Source organism: Lentzea sp. NPDC051838 (genome assembly GCF_040681245.1).
Taxonomy (GTDB): domain Bacteria; phylum Actinomycetota; class Actinomycetes; order Mycobacteriales; family Pseudonocardiaceae; genus Lentzea.
Genome location: NZ_JBFAYI010000001.1, coordinates 413,297 through 436,732, shown reverse-complemented (window position 1 = coordinate 436,732; position 23,436 = coordinate 413,297). Strand labels below are relative to the sequence as shown.

Genomic DNA, 23,436 nt, shown 5'->3' with positions numbered 1-23,436 from the left:
CCGCAGCGGTTGGTTTGGGAGGTAACGTTGCCGCCATGGCGTCGCTGTTCCTCAGTCACAGCGCTCAGGACCGCTCGGCGGTCGACGAGGTCCGGGCCCGGCTGGCGGTCGAGGGCTTCGACGCGATCTTCCTCGACTACGACCCTGACCACGGCATCCCCGCCGGGCGCAGCTGGGAGACCGAGCTGTACTCCGCACTGCGCCGGGCGGACGCGGTTCTGTTCGTGGCAACGGAATCCTCGGTCACCTCGCGGTGGTGCTTCGCCGAGCTGGCGCTGGCCAGGTCGACAGGAAAACCCGTGTTCCCCGTGCGGATGAGCAGCGGCGTCACGCACTCCTTGCTCGGCGACGTGCAGTGGGTCGACGTCACAGCGGAAGGCGACCTCGCCTACACGCGGCTCTGGACCGCGATGAAGACCATGGGCGTCGACCCGTCGAGCTCGTTCGACTGGGATGCCACGCGGTCGCCTTTCCCGGGTCTGGCGGCATACGGGCCGGCGGACGCGGCCGTGTTCTTCGGCCGCTCCGATCTGGTGAGCGATCTGCTGGCACGGGTGGAAGCGAGGCGAAGACAGCAGAGCCCGCCGTTCCTGACGATCGTCGGCCCCTCCGGCAGCGGCAAGTCGTCCGTCGTGCGGGCGGGGCTCGTGCCGCGGTTGCACCGGCGTCCCGGCTGGGTCGTGGTCGATCCGTTCCGGCCGGGTGCGCGGCCGATCTCCGCACTGGCAAGGGCTCTCGACATCGCGCTGACGGGCACCACGAACAACCGCACCGAGCTCGAACAGCGGCTGCGGGACCCCGCGCACATCGGCGAGCTGATGAAGGACCTCGCGGCCGGCCGGGGCGAGGTCACCGCGGTGCTGCTGGTGATCGACCAGGCGGAGGAACTCCTGCGCGGCGAGGACATCGCGCGGTTCGTGGAGATCCTGCGGCGGGTCCCGCGTGAAGATCCGCACGTCCAGATCGTCTGCACGTTGCGGTCGGAGTTCCTCGGGGCGATGGCGAGCGATCCGGATCTGGCCGCTCTGGTCCGCGAGCCCGTGGTCGTGAGCCCACTCCCCCGATCGCGGCTCCCGGAGGTGATCGAGGGACCGGCGCAACGGGCGGGTGTCAGCTTCGCTCCCGGACTCGTTCAGCGGATGGTCGAGGAGACCACGGCGGGAGAAGCGCTGCCGTTGCTCGGTTATGCGTTGCAGCAGCTGTACCAGCGACGGCAGCCGGACGGCTTGATCACGCTGGACGCGTATCTCGCGGTCGGCGGAGTCGAAGGCGCGCTGCGGCAACGCGCGGACGAGGTGCGGGAGGCATTGCGGGCGGCCGGGCACGGTGAGGTGATCATTCCGGCACTGCTCCAGCTGGTCACCGTCGACGAGCACGACGAGCCGCTCAGCCGGCCGGTGGCGATCGACGCTTTCCTCGCCGCCCAACGAGAAGTGGTCGACTCCTTCGTCGAGGCACGGCTGCTCAGCACGGACAGCGCGGGCGGATCCGCCTTCGTCCGGGTCGCGCACGAGACGTTGTTCTGGGCCTGGCCTCCCATCCGCGAGGCGATCACCGCGTCACGTCAGGCCCTGCGCACCCAGACCGAGCTCGAACGGCTGGCCCGCGACTGGGAGCGCGCACGGCGCCCCGACTCGTACCTGCTGCGCGAAGAACGGCTCGGCCTTGCCGCACAATGGCTCGCCGACCAGCACGGCGCTCACACGTTGCTGCGGGAGTTCGTCGACGCCTCGCGGACCCGGGATCTCGCCGGGCTGCGCCGGGAGTCCGAACTCGCCGCGAGCCGCGTGATGTCCCACCTCGGCAGCGACCCCGAGCGCGGCGTTCTGGTGGCACTGGCCGCGATCGAGGAGTACGCGCGGACACCGGAGGCCATCGCCGCACTCGACGCGGCCGTGCGCACCTCACGGCTCCGCGGTCACCTGCGCGGGCACGACGCGGCCGTGAACTCGGTGGTGTTCTCGCCGGACGGCACCCGCGTTCTCACCGCCTCGGACGACGGCACGGCACGCGTCTGGAACGTCGAGAACCAGCGCGAGATCCTGAAGCTGCAAGGACATTCGGCACCGGTGCGCTCGGCGGAGTACTCGTCCGACGGCACCCGTGTCCTGACCGCGTCGGAGGACAAGACGATCCGGGTGTGGGACGCGAACACCGGCGCGGTGTTGTTCGAACAGCAGCCCGATCCGTGGTCCGACACGCTCTACTGGGCGACGATCTCACCGGACGGAAAACTGATCGCCGCCGTGACGTCACACGGCCGGCTGGATCTGCTCAACGCCGCGGACGGCGCGAGGCTGTCGCACGTGAGCTTCCCGCCCGGTCGTTCCGGCATCTACCACGGAACGGACAGGAACAGGCGCTACACCGTGGCGTTCTCGCGGAACGGACTGCGCGTCGCCGCGGGCTCGCCGGACGGGGCGGCACACGTCTGGAACGTGAAGAAGCCGAAGAATCCGCAGCACGAGGTCACATTGGCAGGACACGCACCTCACGTCGCCGTGCACAGCGCCAGGTTCACGCCGGACGGGTCGTACCTCGTGACCACCAGCGCGGACGGCACCGTGCAGATCCAGGACATCGTCACGCGCGGTGAGCCCCAGGTGTTCGATCCGGCAGCGGGCCAGGTCTACGCCGCGGAGATCTCCGACGACGCCACCCTGGTCGTCGCGGCCACTCAGGACCGGACCGCGGTGCTCTTCGACGCGGAGCGGGGCACGGTGCTGGCTTCGTTGACAGGGCACGGTTCCGCGCTCCTCGCCGCGACCTTCTCCCTCGATGGCACGATGATCGCCACCGGTGACGAGGGCGGCGAGGTCCGGCTGTGGAGCACGGCCACCTGGGGCGAGGTGCTGCCGATCCCCCACGACGCCCCGGTGTTCTCGGCGTGCTTCTCGCCCGATGGCGCCCGGATCCTGACCACCTCCGGCAGGACCGCCACCGTCGTCAGCACCGAGGACGGGTCGCCGCTGCTGTCCCTCACCGGGCACGCCGAAGACGTGGTGTTCGCCGCGTTCGCTCCGGACGGTTCGAGGATCGTCACTTCGTCGTACGACTACAGCACTCGCGTCTGGAGCTCCAGCGGCGAGCTGGAGTACGAGATCTCGGGCCACGACAGCCCTGTGCAGATGGCGGCGTTCTCCTCCGACGGCACGCGCGTCATCACCTGTGCGGGTGGGCGCGGGATCGGCGGGTACGTCCTGGGCGGCGTCAAGGTGTGGGACGTCAGTGGCACCGGCCGGCGGAACAAGCCGACCCACCTCCGGTTGCCCGACATCGACATCCCGTCCGGCGAGGACGAGTCGGTGCGCTCCGCGATGTTGTCCCCCGACGGCACCCGCATCGTGGCTTCCGTCGGCAACGCCACCGCCCGTGTGTGGGACGCAGAGACGCGCGCTCTGCTGTTCACACTGACCGGCCACGAGAACCTGGTCAACTACGCGGAGTTCTCACCGGACGGGTCGTTGATCGTCACCGCGTCGGACGACAGCACCGCACGCGTCTGGGACGCGGCGGACGGCACAGAGCTGACTGTCCTGTCCGGACACCGGTCGAAGCTCGGCAACGCGCGATTCTCCCCGGACGGCAGCAGGATCGTCACGGCGTCGGCGGACGGAACAGCGCTCGTGTGGGACAGGGCCAGCGGGAAACCCGTCAGCGAACTGTGGCACGGCGCACGGCTGATCTGGGCGGACTTCTCCCCGGACACGCAGTACGTCGTCACCGCCGGTGGTGACGGCATGGCGTGGGTGTGGGACCACCTCCAGCCCGACGAGCTGATCTCCTTCGCCAAACGACTGGTGTTCCGCTCGCTCACCGCGGCCGAACGGCAGGAGTACGGCCTCCCGGAACGCCAGGAGGCCGCACCGGCCTGAGCTACTGCCCGAACTGATAGGCCCGCAGGACCGTCTGCCGCACCGAGTTGCCGCTCGCGTCGGTCGCGGCACTGCGCAGGCTGACGAACCCGTTGCCCGACGGATGCTCGGGCTGTGCCGTGTAAGCGTCGCCCGCCTGCGTCACAGGAGTCGGCTGCCACGTCTTGCCGTCGTCGTGGGAGATCGCGAGTTCGAACGCCGACACCGCACCCGTGTTGCCGCCCACCCGCGACGTCAGCGGAAACGCCCCGGACGGCGCCATCCTTCGGCCAGGACTCAAAGGGGCGCGATGTCCACACCGGTCCGGGAGGCTCGCCGCACACCCCAGTCGTACAGAGCCTGGAGTGCGGGTCCGAGACTCCTGCCTTCCTCGGTGAGCGAGTACTCGACGTTCGGCGGCACTTCCCGACGTGCCACGAGACCCGCGTCCTGCAGTTCGCGCAACCGCTGCCCGAACATCTTCTCGCTGATGCCGGGCACCTTGCGGCGCAGCTCGCCGTAGAAGTGCGGGCGTTCCTTGAGGTGGGCGAGGAGCACCGCGCGCCACTTGCCGCCGATGACGTCGAGAGCCAGCTCGACAGGACAGTGGTACACGGGCGCTCCTCACCGAAAAGTGCGTACTTGCCCGGCGTTGCGCCGGATGCTGGAGTGGGCTTCGTGATCAACGAGACCCCTTCTCTATACACCTGGGCCGGTGGCTCGGAGGCGTTGTTGCGCCTGACAGAGGCCTTTTATCGTCGCGTCGCCGACGACGAGCTGCTCGCGCCGGTGTTCGCCGGCATGGATCCCCAGCACGCCCGGTACGTGGCGTTGTGGCTGGGTGAGGTGTTCGGAGGGCCTGCCGCGTACACCGAGGAGCGCGGCGGCTACGAGTTCATGCTGGCCAAGCACCTGGGCCGGGCCATCACCGAACAACAGCGCCGCCGTTGGCTGAACCTCATCATGGACGCGGCGGACGAGGTCGAACTGCCGGCCGATCCTGAGTTCCGCGCCGCGTTCGTGTCCTATCTGGAGTGGGGCACGCGGCTCGCGGTGCAGAACTCGGCGACCGACGCCAAGCCGTTCCACGGAGCGCCGGTGCCGAAGTGGGGCTGGGGTGTGGCGCCGCCGTACCGGGGCTAAGGCAGCTCGACCACCACGCGGTAGGCGGCGGGTTCGGACGTGACGTGCAGTCCGGGGTCGTCGGCCATGCGCTGCAACGAGGCGCGCCACTCGGGGTTGGCGATGGCCGTGTCGAGCTGGGTGCCCGACGCCCACTCCGCGATGTGGACGAACCGCGTCTCGCTCGCGTCGGCGAGCGGCCGGTGCAGCCGCGAGCGCAGGAAGCCGGGCTGGGCCGACATGATCCGCGCGTTCTCCTGGTACACCTCGACGAAGTAGTCGGCCTCGCTCGCGGGCACGGTGTAGTGCTTGACCACGGTGACCGGCCCGTCGACGCCGGTCCTCGACTCCAATGCACGGCTCATGCACATCAGACAGGGCAAGTCCCGAACTTGTGACAGCGCAGGGCCTAGGCTCTGCACCCATGCTGGTCGGCCGGGACACCGAACGGGACCACGTCGAGCGATCACTGGGGCGTGCCGCCGATGGTCGCAGCGCGGCGCTGGTCGTGCGGGGTGACGCGGGCATCGGCAAGTCCGCTCTGCTCGACCACGCGGTGGCGACGGCCGACGGGATGCGGGTGCTGCGGGGTGTCGGCATCGAGTCCGAGGCGGAGCTGGCGTTCGGCGCGCTGCACCTCCTGCTCTACCCGTACCTCGATCGACTCGACGTGTTGCCCGGCCCGCAGGCAGCGGCGTTGCGAGGCGCCTTCGGGCTGAGCGGTGACGCGACCACGCCGTTCCTGGTGGGCGCGGCGACGCTGACGTTGCTCGCCGAACTGGCGGCGGAGAAACCGTTGTTGTGCGTGGTCGACGACGCGCAGTGGCTCGATCGAGGGTCGTCGGACGCGTTGTTGTTCGCGGCGCGACGGTTCCAGGTGGATCCGGTCGTGATGCTGTTCGGGGTGCGGGACACGGCCGTGCCGTTCCCCACGCCGGGCATCGAGGAGCTCCGGCTGACGGGTCTGGAGGCACCAGCCGCAGCGGGCTTGCTCGACGACCGCTGTCCCGGGCTGACGGCACCGATGCGGGCGCGGGTGCTGGACGAGGCGGCGGGCAACCCGCTGGCGTTGCTCGCACTCGGCGCGGCGGCGGAGCGGGAGGGCCGGGCGGAACCCGCGCACCAGGTCGGGCCGTTGCCGGTCACGCGCCGGGTGCAGGACACGTTCCGCGAGCAGATCGTCGGCCTTCCCGAGGCGTGCCAGACGATTCTGCTGGTCGCCGCGGCTGACCGGCTCGCAGGGATGGACGTCGTGCTGCGCGTCGCCCGTGCCGTCGGAGCGGACACCGCCGATCTGGACGCGGCCGAACGCGCGGGGCTCGTCAGCATCGTGGACGGCGAGCTGACGTTCCGGCACCCGTTGGTGCGCGCCGCCGCCTATCAGTGCGCCACGCACCACCAGCGCATCGCGGTTCACCGGGCGTTCGCCGAGGCGCTCACCTCGCCCGACGCGATGGACCGGCGCACCTGGCACCTCGCGGCGGCGACCACCGAGCCGGACGAAACAGTGGCCGCCGAACTCGAACGAACCGCGCTGCGAGCTGAGCAACGCGGCGGTGCGATGGCGGTGTCGGCCGCGTACGACAGGGCGGGCCGGTTGAGCATCGATCCCGAACTCAAAGCACGCCGGATCGCCAAAGCCGCGCTCGCTGCCTACGACGCCGGCAAACCCGACCGCGCCGCACGGCTCGCGGTGGAGGTCACGTCCCTCACCGACGATCCGAGTCTCATCGCGGAAGCCACGTTGCTGCGCGGGCAGATCGAGTACGAGCGGACCTCCCCCGAAGCCGATGCCGCGCTCGCGTGCGAGGCCGCGAAGCTGGTCATGGACAGCGATCCCGAACGCGCGTTGTTCATGCTGACCGAGATGATGTGCACCGGCCGCGACGCGGGCGCACTGCCACTGGTCGTCGAGGGCGGTCGGCTTCTGGCCCAGCTGAGCCTCAAACCCGGATCCGCGGCGCGGGCGAGTGCCGACGCGCAGATCAGCTGGGTCGAGGTGTTGAGCGGCAGACCGGAGAACGTCGGCGCGCTCCGGGAGATCCTCGCCGTCGGGCTGGAGCAGGACGCGGACAACCTGCACCGGGTCGTGGCAGGGTTCAGCGGCCTGATGCTCGCCGAGGACCAGGCCGCCATCGCGGCCATGGAGGTGTTGCTGGCCGAGGTGCGGGCGGGCGGCGCGCTGACCTGGATCCCCTACGCGCAGGAGGTCGCGGCGCTGGCCCAGGCGTTGCGCGGCGACTTCCTCACCGCGGGCACGTGTCTGGCCGAGGCGCTGGCGCTCAGCACCGAGTTCGGGATGACCATCGAGATCGCGGTGCTGAAGTCGATCTCCGTGTGGCTCGCCGCGGTGACCGCCGACGAGCCTCGCTGCCGGGAGTTGGCCGCCCAGGTGCTTCCGGTGCTGGAGGGCAAGCACGCCGTCTGCACCGCGCTGACGTACTGGGGTCTCGGCCTGCTCGATCTGGCGGCCGGGCGGTACTCGGCCGCGTTCGAGGCGTTGAAGACCGTGTGCACCGGCCCGGCCAGGAACGACTTCCTCATCCGCGCGGTCGCGGATCTGGTGGAGGCAGCCGTCCGGGACGGCGGCCCTGGTCGCGTCACCGACGAGTTCGCGGCGTTGCAGCGGTGGGCCTCGCACGTGGACAGTCCGGGCGCGACGGCGTTGCTGCGCCGCTGCCAGGCGATGCTCGACGACGACGAGGAGCGCTACCGCGAGGCGATCGAGCTGTGCGTCAGCCGGTTCGACCAGGCCAGAACGCAGCTCCTCTACGGCGAATGGCTGCGTCGCAAACGACGTCGTGGCGAGGCCCGCACCCAGCTCGACGCCGCACTGGCCGCGTTCACCCGCGCGGGTGCGTCCACGTGGGCGGAACGCACGACCAACGAGCTCACCGCGCTCGGCGAGCGTCCGGCATCGCACCAGGAACCGGACGATCCGCTCAAGAACCTGACGCCGCAGGAGATCCAGGTCGTCCGACTGGCAGCCGCGGGCCTGAGCAACAAGGAGATCGGCGCGCAGCTGTTCCTCAGCCCGCGCACGATCGGCCACCACCTGTACCGCGCGTATCCGAAGCTGGGCGTCACGAAGCGGATCGAACTGGCCCAGCTCAAGCTTGGATGACTTAACCGGTCGGTGCCCGCCTCCCCACACGCCAGTCACGTGACCGATGTGGAGCACCGCGCCCGAGTCCTAGCTTCTCCGGCAGCGAAAGGAGAGGCAGATGTTGCTGGAGAACAGGACCGCCGTGATCTACGGAGGCGGTGGCACGATCGGTGGCGCGATGGCCGACGCCTTCGCCGCCGAGGGTGCGCGGGTCTTCCTGGTGGGCCGGACGCCCGCGACGCTGGAGACCGTGGCGGACCGGATCCGCGCCGCGGGCGGTCAGGCCGAAACGGCGGTGGTCGACGCGCTGGACGCGTCCGCCGTGAACGACCACCTCGACGCCGTGGTGGAGAAAACCGGCAGTGTGGACATCTCGGTCAACGTGATCACGCTGGAGGGGATCTTCCAGCCGCTGGCCGACATCTCGACGAACGACTTCGTCGCGGCCATCAGCAAGGGCCTCACCACACACCTCATCACCACGAAGGCCGCGGCGAGGCACATGGTGAAGCAGGAGTCCGGTGTGCTGCTGTTCTTCGGCGGGTCGGACCACGCGAACATGCACCCCGGCATGGGCAACGTGCAGATCGGGTTCGACGCGATCGAGTCGTTGCGCAAGCAGTGGGCGGTGGAGCTCGCGCCGCACGGTATCCGCACCGTGACGCTGCTGACCGGCGGCGTGATCGACAGCTTCCCGGACGTCCCCGAGATGGAAGGCGCGAAGCAGAGCATCATCGACGCGTCACCGATGAAGCGCGCCGCCACGACGGCCGACGTCGGCAGCGTCGCCGCGTTCGTCGCGTCGGAGCACGGCCGCAGCATCACCTCGACGCAGGTCAACATCTCCTTCGGCGCCTGCTACGGCTGATCAGACTCTCCTGACGAGCCGGAACGCCTTGGCCAGCACGCCGTCGCCGGTGAGCACGGACGCTCCGTACTTGTCGCCCATGGTCACGGAGTTGTAGGTCTTGCGGCTCGAGATGAAGCGCGGCCGGCCTTCCGAGTCCACGCCGAGGTAGATCGCGGAGTGGTCGAGCAGCGGGCCGTCCGCGGGATCGAGGTCGAATGCCAGCACGTCGCCGGTCTGCAGACGTTCCAGCTGTTCGTCGGACGGCCTGGTGCCGGTGTCCGCGACGATCACCGCACCGGGCGCTCCGGACGTGAAGTCCCTGGCCTGCCTGGGAAGCCGGAAGCGCGAGGGCGCCCAGCCCAGCGGGAAACCCGACCGATAGCCGAACACCATCCGCAGGTATCCACTGCAGTCCAAGGAGTCCTTGCGGATGGTGTCGGCCGGCCGCACGACGCCGTTGTCGTACGTCCAGGACACGCCCAGGTAGTCGTTGAAGTCCGCGTCGCTCAGGCGCTCGCCGTCGACCAGCGGACCGAAGAACGCGCGGCCCGCGTACCGGATGCCCTTGTCGTCCCGCAGATCCGGGGTGTTCCTGCGGTACTGCATCGAGATGTCCAGAACGTCCGGTGAGCGGTCGGTCAGCGCGTTCTCCAGCCAGCGCCGGAGAACTGGATCTTTCTCACCGTCCACGCGCCACTGCGCCGGCGCGACTCTCACCCACTCCTGCGTGGTGACGGTCGCGGTGGTGACCTCGGGTTCGGCGAAAGTCCTGGCAGGGCCCCGGAAAACGGCCGTGCGCGCGCCGTCGGTGAGCGTCGCCAGCCTGTCCCCCAGCGCGTTGAGCACCAGCGTTCGAGGCGGATCGTCGACCCGGACGAAGTCGAGTCGACGTGGCATTTCCGCCCGCGCCGGCAGAATCGGCAGAGCGACGAGAACCGCGGAGACGAGCAATGGCAACGTTTTCATCGCGTCTGCCTGGACCTTTCTCGGCCACTAACCGTTAGGAAAGTTTCCTAACTAAGCGTTGTACTCGCCTCCGATATCCCGGTCAAGGGGCTGGCCGCCCCGGTACGAGATCCGAAAACGAACGGGACCATTCGATCATCCACAATGGATGAGACAAAGTCGCGTACACTTTTCGCAGGGCCTCTACCTGCACGGATGCGCGTCCGCGCGGGAACAGTACAGTAAGTAGTCTATTTCCGGCACCCCCGTCCGGCCGGTGCTTTCGAGACGGAGACGCGCCACCATGTGAACCACGCCGCCGCTACGCAGTCGATAGTTTGGACAGTCGGATGAATCGGCTCTGGCGGGCCAGGCCGGCGGTGCTCGCGCTGGCGCTGGTTGCTTTTCTGATCATGGTTCTGGTCGCCGCGTTTCGCACGATCGACGCGGCGAGCGGGTGCGACACGTGCGACGACAGCCGCAGCGTGCTCGGATTCTCGTTGCGGCTCAACGTTGTCGACGAGTCGGGTAGAAGCGTTCCCAACGCGACGGTGACCCTGCACGGCCAGAAGACCGAACGCCTGAACGGTGACGCGGACGGAACTGTCCGCACACCCGTGCTGCGCGGGCCGGTCCTCGCGGTCGTCGAGGCGCCGGGCCACCTGCCGGAGCCGGTCCCGCTCGGACAGTCCGATGTGGACGATCCGGTCACGGTGAAGCTTTTCTCCCGCAAGGAGGGCAGGCTCGCCCTGCACTCGGCCGGTGACGTCATGTTCGGGCGCAGGTACGCGGAACCGGACGAGGGCAGCTCACTCGTCCCGAACCAGGACCCGGCTCGCGGGGCCGAGCACGTGGTGTCGTCGTTCGCGCCCGAGTTCGCCGCGGCCGATCTCCGCACGGTCAACCTGGAGAGCGTCGTCAGCGATCTGCCGGCGGACAAGGCCTATCCCCAGAAGCGGTTCATCCTCAAGTCCGCCTCGGCGACCACCGCCGGACTCAAGGCGCTCGGCGTCGACTGCGCGGTGCTCGCCAACAACCACTCCCGCGACTTCCTGGACCAGGGCGTCGCGGACACCCGTGCCGCGCTGACGAAAGCGGGCATCGGGATGGTCGGCGCCGACGTGACGCCGGAGGGTGCGGCGGTGCCGTTCCGCAGGACCGTGAACGGCACCGGCGTGGCTGTCGCCGGATTCACCAGTGTCGACGGCGATTTCGTCAACGGCGCGTACCCGGACGCGAGCGAGGTTCCGACGCCGGAGGACACCTGGCGGTACGACGCGCGACCGTGGGGCTTCGGCGCCATCGCCACCGCACCGCGACGCATCGGCCAGGCGTGGGAGGTCTACCGCAAAGCCGAGAGCACCGCGCCGGACGCGGTGAAGGCCGACATGTGGAAGTCGCTCGTCGCCGTCTACCCCGAGCTGCAGGACTGGGTCGCGCGACGCGGCCACGGTGGCGCGGCCCGCTGGGACCCGATCAGCTCCCCCGCCCAGATCGCCGGGCTCGCGGCGGCCAACCAGCTCGTCGTCGTGCAGCTGCACGCGGGATTCCAGTTCCAGGACGCGGCTTCGGACAACGTGCGGTCGATGGCCCACGCCGCGGTCGACGCGGGCGCGGACATCGTGATCGGGCACCACCCGCACGTGCTGCAGGGCGTCGAGTGGTACAAGGGCAAGCTGATCGTCTACAGCCTCGGCAACTTCGTGTTCGACCAGAACTTCCTCGCCACGTTCGCGAGTGTCGTCGTGCGGACGGTGTGGGACGGCGACAAGCTGCTGGAAGCCCGGCTGCTGCCGCTGGAGCTGGTCGACTACCGGCCCGTGCCGCTCACCGGCGACGCGGCACGACGGGTGCTCGGCCGGATCTGGGAGCTCGGCCTGATGCCCGCTTCCACCGACCGCGACCGCACCGGTGCCGTGCGCGCGTACCTGAAACCGCCGACGCCTGATGTCATTCCCGCGCAACTGGTCGTCGAGCACAACACAGGACGAATCACCGCCGCGAGCACCCTCCCGGAGACCAGAACAGTCGCGGTTCCCGCGCACGGGGTAGTCGATCTCGCTCCGCCGGGCTCACTCGTCCGGCCGGTCGGCGGGGACGGTGTCGAGGTCGGACGCGACCTGTTCGGCTGGGGCCGGTTCGAGGACGAGACCGCCGACGGTGCCGTCGACTCGGCCCCGCACTGGAAGACCAATGGCACGACCCTGAGCTCACAGGTCGGACCTACTCCGCAGGGACAGCGTTTCCTGCGGTTGAGCGCGGCGGCGGGCAAGTCGGTGCAGACCCGTGCCATCGCGCGGATTCCGGTGCCACGACATCGGATCTACACCGGGGCCTCGACTCCTGCTGATCCCGACCCGTCCTACTCGGTCCGCGCGATGGTGCGCGGTACGGGTTCGGAGAGCGCGTATTTCCGTTTTGACGTTTACCACTTCCACGACAGCGACCCGACCGAGGACCCGGAGTCGGTCGTCCTCACGACGATCACCCGAGCCGTCGACGTGCCACCCGACGGAGGCTGGCACCAGGTCACGATCGACCTGAGCACCAGCGATCTGACCACGCCGGACGGCACCGGCAACATGATCATGATGTACGCCGGGCTGAACCGTGCACCCGACGGGCGGGCAGGCGCGTTGGACCTGGACGACGTGCGGTTCGTGGAGTGGCGAGCGGCGAGCGGGATGACGGGTGGGTTCGGCGCGTTCGACCTGGCCCGCAACCCCTCGGACGTGCCGAGACAGCTCCCCGCCGAGGTCAAACGTCCTTAGAGGACTGGTCAGCCAGCCGCGACATCGGCGTCCGCGAGTGCCTGTGAAAGTTCCGCGCGCGATGCAACCGACTCGCGCAGTCGTCCCGTCACTTCGATGTGGAGGAACACAAAGCCGTGTTCAGCAGCAGCTTTTCCCTGCACGTTCCTCGTCCCTTCGAGCTTCCCGCACTCGTCGTCCCAGCCGCGGCAGGTCGCGAGACCCGCCACCTCGACCCTGTCGGCCACCCGCCGCGCGGCCGGTCCCGGACGACCCTGCCCCGTCGACACCACGACGTCGGAGCCCGGCAGGCTCTGCGCGTCGAACCCGTGCAGCTGCACCTGCGGCAGCCCGCGTTGGGCGAAACCCATTGCCACAGCGTGAAAAAGCGCGTCGGTGTTGTGGGCGACGTCGGCCCGCTCGCCGGCGGCACGGCGGTGTGCTCCCGCGATCAGCACGACGGCGCCCGGCGTGCGTCGATACAGCTCGATGCCCAGCGCCTCCGTGTCGAGGTCCGCGTTCGGGTGCGGCACCTCGATCACGAGTCTCGGGGTGGTGGACCGGTCCGCCAGGAACATCCCCCAGCCCTGCTCGGCACCGGGTTTCGTGGTGGCGAGCACGAACTGTCTGCCGCTCGCCTCGTCCACTCCGGAGTCAACTGTGAAACCCAAGGGGCGCAGTCCTTCCGCCGAGGTGGCGGTGCCGTCCAGCAACGGCATCAACGCGTCGAGAGCGGTGTCGCGTTCCGCGGGCGTCGGCGCGCGGTAGGGCGCACTGGGCGAGAGGGCGTCGGCGAACTCCGCCGCGCGGTGCTCCAGGTCGATCTTCGGCGCCTGGTCCACGACGGCCGTGCAGCCGGCGAGCACCAACGCCAGCACCGCGATTCGCATGTGTCCCAACGTAGGGCGGAGAGGTCGTGAGCGAAAGCGTCGACCGGGCGAGTCTTGAACAACGCTGCGCGGAGGCCGGCTTCCCGTCCGGTGCGCGCGTGCCGCTGATCGTGATGTCGGTCGTTCTCGTGCTGCTCATGGGCTTCTGCGCCATGAGGTCGTCCGGCAAGCCCGACGGCTCACCCGTCGAAGTGGTCGCACGGTCGCACCAGTGGTTCGCCACGAACCTCGCCCACTCGGTCGGCGCGTCCGTGAACGAGGCGGTCGCGGACCTCGCGACCGCCGTGAAGCTGTACAGCGGCAAGGGTGATCGCACCGACGAGCAGACGATCGCGTTCTTCGCCAAGAACTGCCCGCACGCGCGAGGAGTCGCCGTCGTGGACACCACGGGCGGACTGCGCGCCTCGGCCGGTGAACCGGTGCCGATCGAGTCGGTGCCGCTCGACGACCTGTCGTCGGTCCCGGTCCGGGTGATGGCGGACCGGTACGGCGGGGTGCAGGCGGTGACGGCCGACGCGCTACCCGGCGGTGACCGCGTGGTCGTGGTGTCGAGCGATCTCACCATTCCCCCGGTGAGCGTGGACAGCCTGCGGTTGCCCGAGACGGTGCTGCTGGTCACCGACACCGGGGAAGTCGTCAAACCGCACGGCACCGAGACCGGCGCCGGTGAGCAGGAACTGGTCCAGCGCGCCGCGTCGGTGGCCGCGAAGGGCGAGAGCGGGCATCTCGTGGGCACGGCGGGCACCGGGCCGCCCACGCCCGACGCCCAGGCGACCGTGCCGATCGTGGCGTACGCGCCGCTGACCAGGGGACGGATCAGTCTCGGCATGTCGTTGCTGCTGGTGGGCGCCACCCCGCAGGCGGAGGCTTCTGGTGCCGGTGGAGGACTGCCCGCGGTGGTCGCGCTGCTCGGGGTGGTGGCAATCGCGGCTTTGGTGCTGCTTCTGGGACTGGTCGGTCCGGTCCGCAGGCTGCGCGAGGACGCGTTGGCCGTCGCGTCCGGGCAACCCGGCGCGCGGATGCGGCGGCAGTGGATCTCCGAGACGCACCGGATCGCGGCCGCGTTCCAGCCCGCCGAGCCTCGCAGACTGCCTTCCGCGGTGGTCGCGGTCGTGCTCGCCACGGTGATGCTGCTGGCCTGGTCCGCCGCCGTGCTCGGCACGATCGGGCGGCACGAGGTCCAGGTGCCGGGGCAGGCCGTGCAGGTCACCCAACGGTTGGCCGCGACGACGGCGACCGCGTTGCGCCGCAGCCTCCAGCAGAGCCTGACGGATCTGCGCTCGTTCGCCTCGCTGGTCGACGGCACCGACGTCGCCGACCTGCGGCCCGCGTTGCAGGAGCTGACCTCACGACGCGAGCGGTATCGCAGCGTCGCCGTCGTGGACCCGGACGGCCGGACCGTGGCGCAGGCGGGCCGCAAGCCGTTGCGGGCCGAGGAACCGCTGCCACCCGGTTCCGGCCTGCACCAGCAGAGCGTCGCGCACAAGGTCCCGCTGATCTACGCGACCGCGCCGTTGCCCGGCAGCAACTACGTGGTGGTCGGCGAGCTGGACGTGGTGAAGCTGTCGGCACTCGTGCGGCTGCCCGGTGGCGTCGGCCGGCTCGTCGACGGTGACCTGCGCACGGTCGCTGCGACCGTCGGTTATCAGGCGTGGGAGCCGCTCGCCGCGGAACCGTTGCGCGCCAGCGTGAGCGAGGCGTTGAAGGGTATCCCGGACCCGGCGGTGTGGGAGGTCGATGGCCGGACGTCCGTGGTCGCCTCGGCCGCGCTCTACGGCTCCAAGGACTTCAACGACCTGCAGTGGGCCGTCGTCGTCGAGCAGCCGGTGAGCCAGCTTCCGTTGCCGGGCAACCACATCCGGCGCACAGCGTGGCTAGCCGCACTGGTGTCCTCTGTGGTCGGACTGGTCGCGTTCGGCTGGTTCCTGCTCGTGCTCCTGCTGCCGTTGCGCAGGCTCGCCCGTTCCGCCGACCGGCTGGCGGCGGGAGACGTGTCGACCGTCATCTTCCCGCAGCGGCCGGACGAGATCGGCACGGTCGCGCGATGCCTGGAACTCCATCGCCAGTCAGTCGACGAAAGGCGGACGTGATGCACTTCCTGCACGCTGTCTACCTGATCGCCTGCGCCACCCTGCTGACCGGCGGAGTCGTGGAGCAGCGCAGGCACTACCGGAACCTGCGCCGGATCCGGACCAGGATCCTGGTCAACGGCATCCGCGGGAAGAGCTCGATCACCCGGCTGTGCGCGGGCGCGTTGCGCGGCGGTTCCCTTGTCACCGTGGCGAAAACCACCGGCACGGCAGCGCGGTTCATCCACCCGGACGCCACCGAGGAACCCGTCTACCGGAAGTTCGGCATCGCGAACGTCGTCGAGCAGATCGGCATCGTCCGCCGCGCCGCCGCCTACCGTCCGGACGCGCTGGTGATGGAGTGCATGGCCGTCGCGCCGGACCTGCAGGAGATCAACCAGTCCAAGCTGATCCGGTCGACGATCGGCGTGCTGTGCAACGTCCGCGAGGACCACCTCGCCGAGATGGGACCGACTTTGGACGACGTCGCCCGGTCGTTGTGCCGCTCGATGCCGGTCGGCGGCATCTGCGTCACCGCGGAGACCGAGCGGGTGTCGATCCTGCGTGCGGAGGCTTCTCGTCGACGGTGCACGCTGGTCGAGGTCTCGCCCGAGTCGGTGACCGATGCCGAGATGAGCGGGTTCTCGTGGATCACGTTCAAGGAGAACGTCGCCATCGCGATCGCCGTGGCCGAGCTGTGCGGGGTCGACAGAGAGCTTGCTGTGAAAGGGATGTGGGACGCGCCGCCGGATCCGGGCGTTCTGCGGGTGCACCGGTACCACGTGGACTCGCGCGAGGTGCGGTTCGCGAACGTGTTCGCCGCCAACGATCCCGAGTCGACGTTGATGAACATCGAACTGCTGCTGGAGCGCGGGGTGATCGAGCGGCCGCTGCACCTGGTGATCAACTGCCGGCCGGACCGCGTGGAGCGCAACGGCCAGATGGGAGCGCTGGTCGGGAAGCTCGACCCGCAACGGGTGGTGCTCATCGGCGAACCCACCCGCAGTGCGGCGCTGGCCATCCCGCGCTCGTGGCAGGGGCGGCTCGACGACCTGGGCGGGCGACGTGATCCAGCTGAGCTGCTGCAAGGGGTTCTGGGCACGGACGGCGAGTCGGTGTCGCTCGCCGCGATCGGCAACATCCACGGCCAAGGTGAGGTCCTGCTCGATCAACTCGAAGGGCTCACCCGCGCGGAACGCACGACCCAGCTCCACTCCGCCCCGCTCCCCCACGCAGAACGGACCACCCCATGATCAGCGGCACTCTGCAGCCCGAGGTGGCCACCCTGGGTCTGGCGATCGGCCTCGTCTTCTCCCTCCTCTGCTACCTCACCTCGAACCTCTCCCCCGGCGGCATGATCACGCCGGGCTGGCTCGCCCTCACCCTCGTCGAGGACTACCGGCGCGCGGCGATCGTCGTGCTCATGACCGCGCTGACCTACTTGGGCACCAAAGGTTTGCAGCGCGCCGTGATCCTCTACGGCAAGCGCCTGTTCGCGGCCGTCGTGCTGCTGAGCGTGCTGTTGCAGACGTCGTTGTTCATCCTCATCCAGAACGACTACCCGCTGCTGTACGTGCACGAGACGCTCGGCTTCGTCGTGCCCGGCCTGATCGCCTACCAGCTCGTCCGCCAGCCCGCGGGCGCGACGGTCGTGGCCACCGGGTCGGTCAGCCTCATCACCTACGGCGTGCTCGCCAGCGGTGTCCTCGTCGGTCTCGTCCCCACCACCTGAAGGAGCTGTGGTGTCCCGTCGACTCGCAGTCCACGTCGTCGTCCTGTGCACCGTGATCGCGTCGTCGGCCGCGGCGGTCACGCACCTGGCCACGCAGGACCGGCACCGGGCGTTCCGGCAGGCCGGGGCGAGCGTCCGCATCACGCCCGCGACCCCGGCCCGCGCGTACCGCTTCGAACGCCTCACCGCTCCCGCGCGAACAGTCGTCCGCGACGAGCGGGGTGTCATCGTCGCGACGTTCACCGATGGCGCGCGAACCGCCGTGATCAACGGGCCCACCCGCACGTTCCAGAACCCCACGCGCACCCAGGTCCAGGTGACCACGCCCGCGTGGGTTCGCCTGACGCCGGAACCATGGTCCGCCAACGCGGAGCACGCGGCGTGGCTGCGACCGTGGCTCTACGCGGCGATAGCGGATCGTGGCGACGACGTGCTCGCGGTGGCGGCGCAGTACCTCAACGGCGCGGCGCAGGCGACGGACGCGAAGGCCGTGCGGTTCCGCGGTGATGCCCGTTTCGGTCGCGCCGACTTCTCCGACTACTTGGGCGTCACGTGGTCTTTCCCCGGCGGCCCAACGGAAAAGCCCGAACCGGACGGGTACGGCGCACTCGACCCGGCGGGCTACGTGCGGATGGTCTACGGCTATCGCGCGGGCTATCCGCTGCGGTCGCCCACAGGTGCAGGAACGGGACTTCCCCGCACTCCGGCGGCGATGGCCGCACTCGACGCGGGCGCCGCCATTCCCGCCGACAGGCTCGCCCTGCAACCCGGTGACCTGGTGTTCCTCACGGACAACGGAACGGACGTCGACACGGTCGGGATCTTCTTCGGCCTCGACCAGAACGGCAGGCCGAGGTTCCTGTCCAGCCGCAAGCGCACCGACGGACCGGCGTTCAGCGACGGCGCGCTCTTCAACCAGGGCAACAGGAAGAGCCCCGCGCTGCACAGCGTCCGCCGCATCTAGCGAATAAGGATTCTGCAAACGTTCGTCAATTCCCTAATTCGCACCTCTGATTTTCACATACTCGAACCTCGTCACGAATTCGCCGCCAATCGTTGACTGGGGCGCGCTTTGCTATTCACAATTCCGCCCACGCCGCCCTTTCCCTGGAGGCCATTCGTGTCCCAAAGACAAAGTTTGCGACGAAGTGCCGTTCTCGGCGTCGTGGGAGCGCTCGCGACGGCAGGCATCGTCGTGCTCGTGAACGCGGCGGACGCGGCCCCCGGACCCGGCGCGCTCACCGGCCTCGACACCTCTGCGGCCAACCGCCGGGCACCGGTCAGCGGGCTCTACGACTGGTCGAAGGCCGGCTACCGGGGTGGCCAGAACCTGCCCGGTACCAACGAGATCAACCCGAGCGCCGCCTGCCAGATCACCGCGGCCGAGCTCGCGAGCCAGTTCAACGTCAAGCCGGACGACGGCCAGGACGACACGGCGGGTCTGCAACAGGCCATCGACTCGATCAAGACGAACTGCTCGCCGTCCGCGAGCTACACCAAGCTCAGCCTGATCACGCTGCCCACCGGCGAGCTGGCTGTGTCCCACGAGCTGCACGTGGACGCCGACTACCTGCTCGTCAAGGGCGCGGGCAAGGACGCCACGAAGATCACCTACCGACCGGACGCGAACACTCTCTACGACGCCCTCACCCCGGACGGCTCCGACTGGGACGAGGACGGCATGACCTCGGGCGCGGGCAAGGGCGGCTGGCTGTGGCCCGGCCGCGGCCTGTTCCGGGTGCAGTCGCGCGGTGTCGACCCGAGCTACGCCAGTGACTACGCGGCCGCTCCCGCCAACCGCAAGGACATCTTCGAGGGCACGATCAACGTCCACTGGAAGGCGGGCGCCAAGGTCGCGACCGCCGCGAAGACCGGTGACCGGACGATCGCCGTGCAGTCGGCGACCAAGATCAAGGCCGGCATGTTCGTGAACGTCCGCGCCGCGAACTCGGTCAAGTTCTACGAGCAGCAGAAGGCGACCGGCACCGAGTGGCCGATGCTGAACATGCACATGCGGCAGCAGATCTTCACCGTCACCTCGGTCTCCGGCAACACCGTGACGCTCGACAAGCCGCTGGAGTTCGACGTCCCCGTCAACTCCACTTCGGACGGTTCAGCGCCGATCGACGGCGCGGCGTACGACTCCAAGGTCTCGCCCCTGCTGGACCCGGTCGAGGGCGTCGGCTTCGAGGACTTCGGCTTCACGCAGGCGATGCCGGGCCTCGACCGCAACGAGGCGACCAACAACTACGGCAACATGGCGCCCGCGGCCGAGATGCACGGCATCGTCTTCAAGTGGGCGGCCAACTCGTGGGTCCGGGGCATCAAAGCCGAGATGACCGGCTCGCACCCGATCGTGACCGAAGAGGCGAAGAACCTCCAGATCGTCAACAACGAGCTCGACGGCTCGTGGAACAAGGGCAAGGGCGGCAACGGCTACTTCCGCGGCTCCCGCGTCTGGGACTCGCTCTACACCGGCAACACCTCGCGCAACCTGCGCCACTTCACCTTCCAGTGGTCCGCGGCGGGCAACGTCGTGATCGGCAACGACTTCGACTCCGACCTGAACCTGCACGGCGGCTGGGAACGCAACAACCTGTTCGAGCTCAACACGGTTCGCGTCTCCTACGCCCACCGCTCCGGCAACTGCCGGGCGAACTGCGGTGAGGAAGGCGGCGGCGGGCCGGACAACTCCAACTGGTTCCCGATCTGGTGGGGCGCGGGCAAGAAGGCCGTCAAGTGGTCCGGCGCGTCCGGTCCCCGCAACGTCTTCTTCAACAACACCATGACCAAGCAGACCGCGACCGGTGGGCCGTTCAACGACTACTACGCCGACCACTCGCGGATCTACCAGTTCGGCTGGAACGGCACTGCCTACCAGCACCTGGACGTGTCCGGCACCCCGATCGCCGACTGGGCCATGAACGAGCAGCGCGACTACACCGGCGGGCACGGCGTGGACGCGACGAAGACCGACTCGGCGGCGTCGCTGTTCCTCAACTCCATCAACGGCACTCCGCCGACCAGCACCACCACCACGTCGACCACGACCTCCACCACGACGTCGACGACCACCACAACCACCACGACTACGACCACCACCCCGCCGACCGGCGCGTGTCTTACCGCCAAGATCACCCAGACCTCGGTGTGGGACAGCGGTTACGGCGCCGACGTCACGCTCACCAACGGCTGTGCCGCCGCGACGACGTCGTGGACGGTCGAGTTCGACCTGCCGTCGGGCACGAAGGTCAGCAGCTCCTGGAGCTCGGTCCGGACGAGCTCCGGCCAGCACTACAAGTTCACCAACGCGAGCTTCAACGGCTCCATCAAGCCCGGCGCGACCGCGAAGTTCGGCTTCAACGCCTCGGGCACCGGGACGCCGACCGGCTGCACCGTCAACGGCAACCCCTGCGGAGGCAAATGATGAGAACGCTCGAGCTCGCCGTGGCGGCCACGACGGTGGCGGCACTGCTGACCGGCGGATCGGCCCAGGCGGCACCGGTGCTGAAGGCAGCGATCACCCAGACCTCCGTGTGGGACAGCGGTTACGGCGCGGACGTGACGATCACCAACTCCAGCGACACCGCGACGACGTCGTGGACCGTCGAGTTCGACCTGCCGTCCGGCACCGGGATCAGCAGTTCCTGGAGCTCCGTGCGAACGTCTGTCGGTCAGCACCACAAGTTCACCAACGCGAGCTTCAACGGCACCGTCAAACCCGGTGGCTCGGTGAAGTTCGGCTTCAACGCGTCCGGCAACGGCCTGCCGACGAACTGCACGATCAACGGCGCCTCATGTGGCGGCACCACTCCGCCCGCCGACACGCAAGCACCAACCGTGCCAACGGGTCTGCGCACCACCGGCGTGACGGCGAGCTCGGTGTCGTTGTCCTGGACGGCATCCACGGACAACGTGGGCGTCACGGGCTACGAGGTCCTGCAGGGAGGCGCGGCCACGACCGTCACCGGCACCTCGGCCACGGTCACCGGCCTGTCCCCCGCCACCGCGTACTCGTTCTCGGTGCGCGCCAAGGACGCGGCGGGCAACAAGTCCGCGGCGAGCACCGCCGTCAGCGCCACCACCAGCCCGGACACCGGTGGCGGCGAGACGGTCGACGTGTCCACGCCCGGCCAGCTCCAGGCGGCACTGGCGGCGGCCACCGAGGGCCAGACGATCAAGCTCGCGTCCGGCACCTACCGCGGCTCGTTCGTCGTGAACGCCCGTGCCGGCACCGCGTCACGGCCCATCACCCTGAGCGGCCCGCGCGACGCCGTGATCATCAACGACGGACCGTCCGGTGAAGCCCCGTCCTGCCCCGCGCCCACCGCGGGCTGGGACTCCGGCTACGGCTTGTGGATCTTCAGCTCGCCGTACTGGAACCTCACCGGGTTCACCGTGCAGGAGTCGAAGAAGGGCATCGTCCTCGACAACTCGCACCACACCACGATCGACTCGGTGAGCGTGCACCACGTCGACGAGGAAGCCGTGCACTTCCGCCGTTCCTCCGCCGACGGCGTCATCCGCAACTCGGTGATCACCGACACCGGCCTGGTCCAGCCCGGCTACGGCGAGGGCGTGTACCTCGGTTCCGCCAACTCCAACTGGGCCTGCCACGGCAACACCGGCGGCATCGACCGCAGCGACCGCGTCCAGGTGCTCGGCAACAGGATCGGCCCGAACATCGCCGCCGAGCCGATCGACGTCAAGGAAGGGACGTACGAGGGAATCATCCGCGGCAACACCTTCGACGGTCAGGGCATCACCGGCCAGAACTCGGCCGACTCCTGGGTCGACGTCAAGGGCATCGGCTACCTGATCGAGGACAACATCGGCACGTTCCGCAGCCCGGGCACGTTCGCCAACGGCTACGAGACGCACAACACCAGCACCACGCCGAGCCTGCCCAACGGCTGCGGCAACACGTGGCGCAACAACCGTTCCGACCTCGGCGGAGTCGGCCAGTACGCCATCAACATCACCTCGGTGTCGAAGTGCACGGCGCTGCCCAACGTCGTCTACGCGTCGAACACGGTGACCGGGGCGGTGAAGGGACTGACCAACGCCCCGGTCACGCCCTAGACCTCGTCCCAGCGAGCGGCGAAGCGGCGGCAGCCACCACCGACCGACCCGGCGTCGTTGATCGCACCGGCCTCGATGCACTTGGTGATCGTGCCGGTGCCGGGCAACAGCTCGGCACCGGCACCCGGCTGCCACCGCACCGCCAGGTAGGCGCCGCCGGGTGCGGCCGTCGACTCACCGACGACCACCCCGGCGTCGTTCACCGCCTTGGCGCTGGAGAACAGGCCGCCGACGGTGCCGAGGTCGGTGACCGTGACGGCCGGGCCGTCGAGCGACCACTTCACGGCGTGCTGGTAGTAGCCCGCCGTCTCGGCCCAGCCGACGACGACCGTGCCGGCGTCGTTGATCGCGACCGCGACGCTGTTGCGTCCGCCGGGCAACGCCGGGAGCGCGACCGCGGTGCCGTCGGCCTGCCAGAGCGTGGCGTGCGTGCGGTCGAACTCGTTGAGCCGGTCGGAGCTGCCGACCACCACGCCGCCCGCGCTGATGTCCCGCGCCGAACCCTGGTCGTGGCCGGGCAGGTGGCTCAACGTCGTGATGGTGCCGTCGGTGTTCCAGCGCACCGCGGTGCTCAGGCCGGAGAACCGTTCCGTCGCGTGGCCGACGATCACGCCGTCGTCGTTGACGCCGTTCGCGCTGGTGCTGTGCGGCTCGGCGGAGAACGCCGGCAACGCGCTGATCTGGCCGGATTCATCCCACCGCACCGCCACCAGCCCGGTGTTCACGCCTTGCGACGTGCCGACCGCGACACCCGCGTTGTTCACGGCGTTGGCCATGCCGGAGAAGTCACCGGGCAGCTTGCCGAGGCGCGTCGCCGTGCCGTCCGCGGCCCACCGCACGGCGTCGCGCGAGCCCTCCGAGTGCCCGACGAGCACGCCGGAGTCGTTCAAGCCCTTCACGTGGTCCCAGGTGGAGCCGGGAGCGAGGGGCAGCACGGTGGTGGCGGTCGCGGCGTGGGCCGGGACGACGCAGCCGAGCGTCAGGAGCGCGGCGAGCCCAGCCGCCGACACGGGTCTGTGCATGTGGTTCCCCAGTC

The 23,436-nt window shown here is 69.4% G+C and carries 17 protein-coding genes; 11 read left to right on the top strand and 6 right to left on the bottom strand.

Annotated features, from left to right (window positions below):
• Nucleotides 1-35: 35 nt before the first annotated feature.
• The gene (locus AB0M24_RS01735; protein WP_363759428.1) at nucleotides 36-3,875 is read left to right on the top strand and encodes a TIR domain-containing protein; all 3,840 of its coding nucleotides are present in this window, start codon (nucleotides 36-38) and stop codon (nucleotides 3,873-3,875) included.
• A gap of 1 nt (nucleotide 3,876) precedes the next feature.
• Here the strand turns inward: AB0M24_RS01735 and AB0M24_RS01730 are convergent, their stop codons facing one another.
• Both AB0M24_RS01730 and AB0M24_RS01725 read right to left on the bottom strand, forming a co-directional pair.
• Nucleotides 3,877-4,137, bottom strand: a complete 261-nt coding sequence (locus AB0M24_RS01730; protein ID WP_363759425.1) for a hypothetical protein — start codon at nucleotides 4,135-4,137, stop codon at nucleotides 3,877-3,879.
• Between the two features lie 14 nt (nucleotides 4,138-4,151).
• Nucleotides 4,152-4,469: a helix-turn-helix domain-containing protein gene (locus tag AB0M24_RS01725; RefSeq protein ID WP_363759422.1), complete on the bottom strand. Its 318-nt coding sequence runs from the start codon at nucleotides 4,467-4,469 to the stop codon at nucleotides 4,152-4,154.
• Nucleotides 4,470-4,532: 63 nt separating this feature from the next.
• On the opposite strand from AB0M24_RS01725, the gene AB0M24_RS01720 reads away from it, so the two are divergent.
• The gene (locus tag AB0M24_RS01720) at nucleotides 4,533-4,997 is read left to right on the top strand and encodes a group II truncated hemoglobin (protein WP_363759419.1); all 465 of its coding nucleotides are present in this window, start codon (nucleotides 4,533-4,535) and stop codon (nucleotides 4,995-4,997) included.
• Here the strand turns inward: AB0M24_RS01720 and AB0M24_RS01715 are convergent.
• A complete protein-coding gene (locus AB0M24_RS01715; protein WP_363759416.1) occupies nucleotides 4,994-5,341 on the bottom strand; it encodes an antibiotic biosynthesis monooxygenase family protein in 348 nt (115 codons plus the stop codon). The two genes, AB0M24_RS01720 and AB0M24_RS01715, sit on opposite strands and share 4 nt — an antisense overlap.
• A 59-nt stretch (nucleotides 5,342-5,400) precedes the next feature.
• Here AB0M24_RS01715 and AB0M24_RS01710 point away from each other — a divergent pair, with 59 nt between their 5' ends.
• Both AB0M24_RS01710 and AB0M24_RS01705 read left to right on the top strand, forming a co-directional pair.
• Entirely contained in the window at nucleotides 5,401-8,100 is a 2,700-nt protein-coding gene (locus AB0M24_RS01710; protein ID WP_363759413.1) for an AAA family ATPase, read from the top strand.
• A gap of 100 nt (nucleotides 8,101-8,200) precedes the next feature.
• The gene (locus tag AB0M24_RS01705) at nucleotides 8,201-8,950 is read left to right on the top strand and encodes an SDR family oxidoreductase (RefSeq protein WP_363759410.1); all 750 of its coding nucleotides are present in this window, start codon (nucleotides 8,201-8,203) and stop codon (nucleotides 8,948-8,950) included.
• On the opposite strand, the gene AB0M24_RS01700 is transcribed toward AB0M24_RS01705, so the two are convergent.
• Nucleotides 8,951-9,898: a hypothetical protein gene (locus tag AB0M24_RS01700; RefSeq protein ID WP_363759408.1), complete on the bottom strand. Its 948-nt coding sequence runs from the start codon at nucleotides 9,896-9,898 to the stop codon at nucleotides 8,951-8,953.
• A 329-nt stretch (nucleotides 9,899-10,227) separates the two neighbouring features.
• Here AB0M24_RS01700 and AB0M24_RS01695 point away from each other — a divergent pair, with 329 nt between their 5' ends.
• The gene (locus AB0M24_RS01695) at nucleotides 10,228-12,648 is read left to right on the top strand and encodes a CapA family protein (RefSeq protein ID WP_363759405.1); all 2,421 of its coding nucleotides are present in this window, start codon (nucleotides 10,228-10,230) and stop codon (nucleotides 12,646-12,648) included.
• Nucleotides 12,649-12,656: 8 nt separating this feature from the next.
• Here AB0M24_RS01695 and AB0M24_RS01690 read toward each other — a convergent pair whose 3' ends face one another.
• Nucleotides 12,657-13,517, bottom strand: coding sequence for a hypothetical protein (locus AB0M24_RS01690; protein ID WP_363759402.1), 861 nt, complete (start codon nucleotides 13,515-13,517; stop codon nucleotides 12,657-12,659).
• A 26-nt stretch (nucleotides 13,518-13,543) separates the two neighbouring features.
• Here AB0M24_RS01690 and AB0M24_RS01685 point away from each other — a divergent pair, with 26 nt between their 5' ends.
• The 6 genes from AB0M24_RS01685 (at nucleotide 13,544) to AB0M24_RS01660 (ending at nucleotide 22,400) form a co-directional block, all read left to right on the top strand.
• Complete coding sequence (locus AB0M24_RS01685) at nucleotides 13,544-15,607, top strand: cache domain-containing protein (protein WP_363759400.1); 2,064 nt, start codon at nucleotides 13,544-13,546, stop codon at nucleotides 15,605-15,607.
• Nucleotides 15,607-16,839, top strand: coding sequence for a poly-gamma-glutamate synthase PgsB (pgsB, locus tag AB0M24_RS01680; RefSeq protein WP_363759397.1), 1,233 nt, complete (start codon nucleotides 15,607-15,609; stop codon nucleotides 16,837-16,839). Before AB0M24_RS01685 ends, pgsB begins: the two co-directional genes overlap by 1 nt.
• Complete coding sequence (locus tag AB0M24_RS01675) at nucleotides 16,836-17,318, top strand: poly-gamma-glutamate biosynthesis protein PgsC/CapC (RefSeq protein WP_363759394.1); 483 nt, start codon at nucleotides 16,836-16,838, stop codon at nucleotides 17,316-17,318. The genes pgsB and AB0M24_RS01675 overlap by 4 nt, the downstream gene beginning before the upstream one ends.
• 10 nt (nucleotides 17,319-17,328) lie before the next feature.
• A complete protein-coding gene (locus tag AB0M24_RS01670; RefSeq protein WP_363759391.1) occupies nucleotides 17,329-18,282 on the top strand; it encodes a hypothetical protein in 954 nt (317 codons plus the stop codon).
• Between the two features lie 201 nt (nucleotides 18,283-18,483).
• Nucleotides 18,484-20,745 (top strand): cellulose binding domain-containing protein, encoded by a 2,262-nt coding sequence (locus tag AB0M24_RS01665; protein WP_363759388.1) that lies wholly within the window; start codon nucleotides 18,484-18,486, stop codon nucleotides 20,743-20,745.
• Entirely contained in the window at nucleotides 20,745-22,400 is a 1,656-nt protein-coding gene (locus tag AB0M24_RS01660; protein WP_363759385.1) for a cellulose binding domain-containing protein, read from the top strand. The genes AB0M24_RS01665 and AB0M24_RS01660 overlap by 1 nt, the downstream gene beginning before the upstream one ends.
• Here AB0M24_RS01660 and AB0M24_RS01655 read toward each other — a convergent pair.
• Complete coding sequence (locus AB0M24_RS01655; protein ID WP_363759382.1) at nucleotides 22,397-23,422, bottom strand: hypothetical protein; 1,026 nt, start codon at nucleotides 23,420-23,422, stop codon at nucleotides 22,397-22,399. The two genes, AB0M24_RS01660 and AB0M24_RS01655, sit on opposite strands and share 4 nt — an antisense overlap.
• Nucleotides 23,423-23,436: the final 14 nt, after the last annotated feature.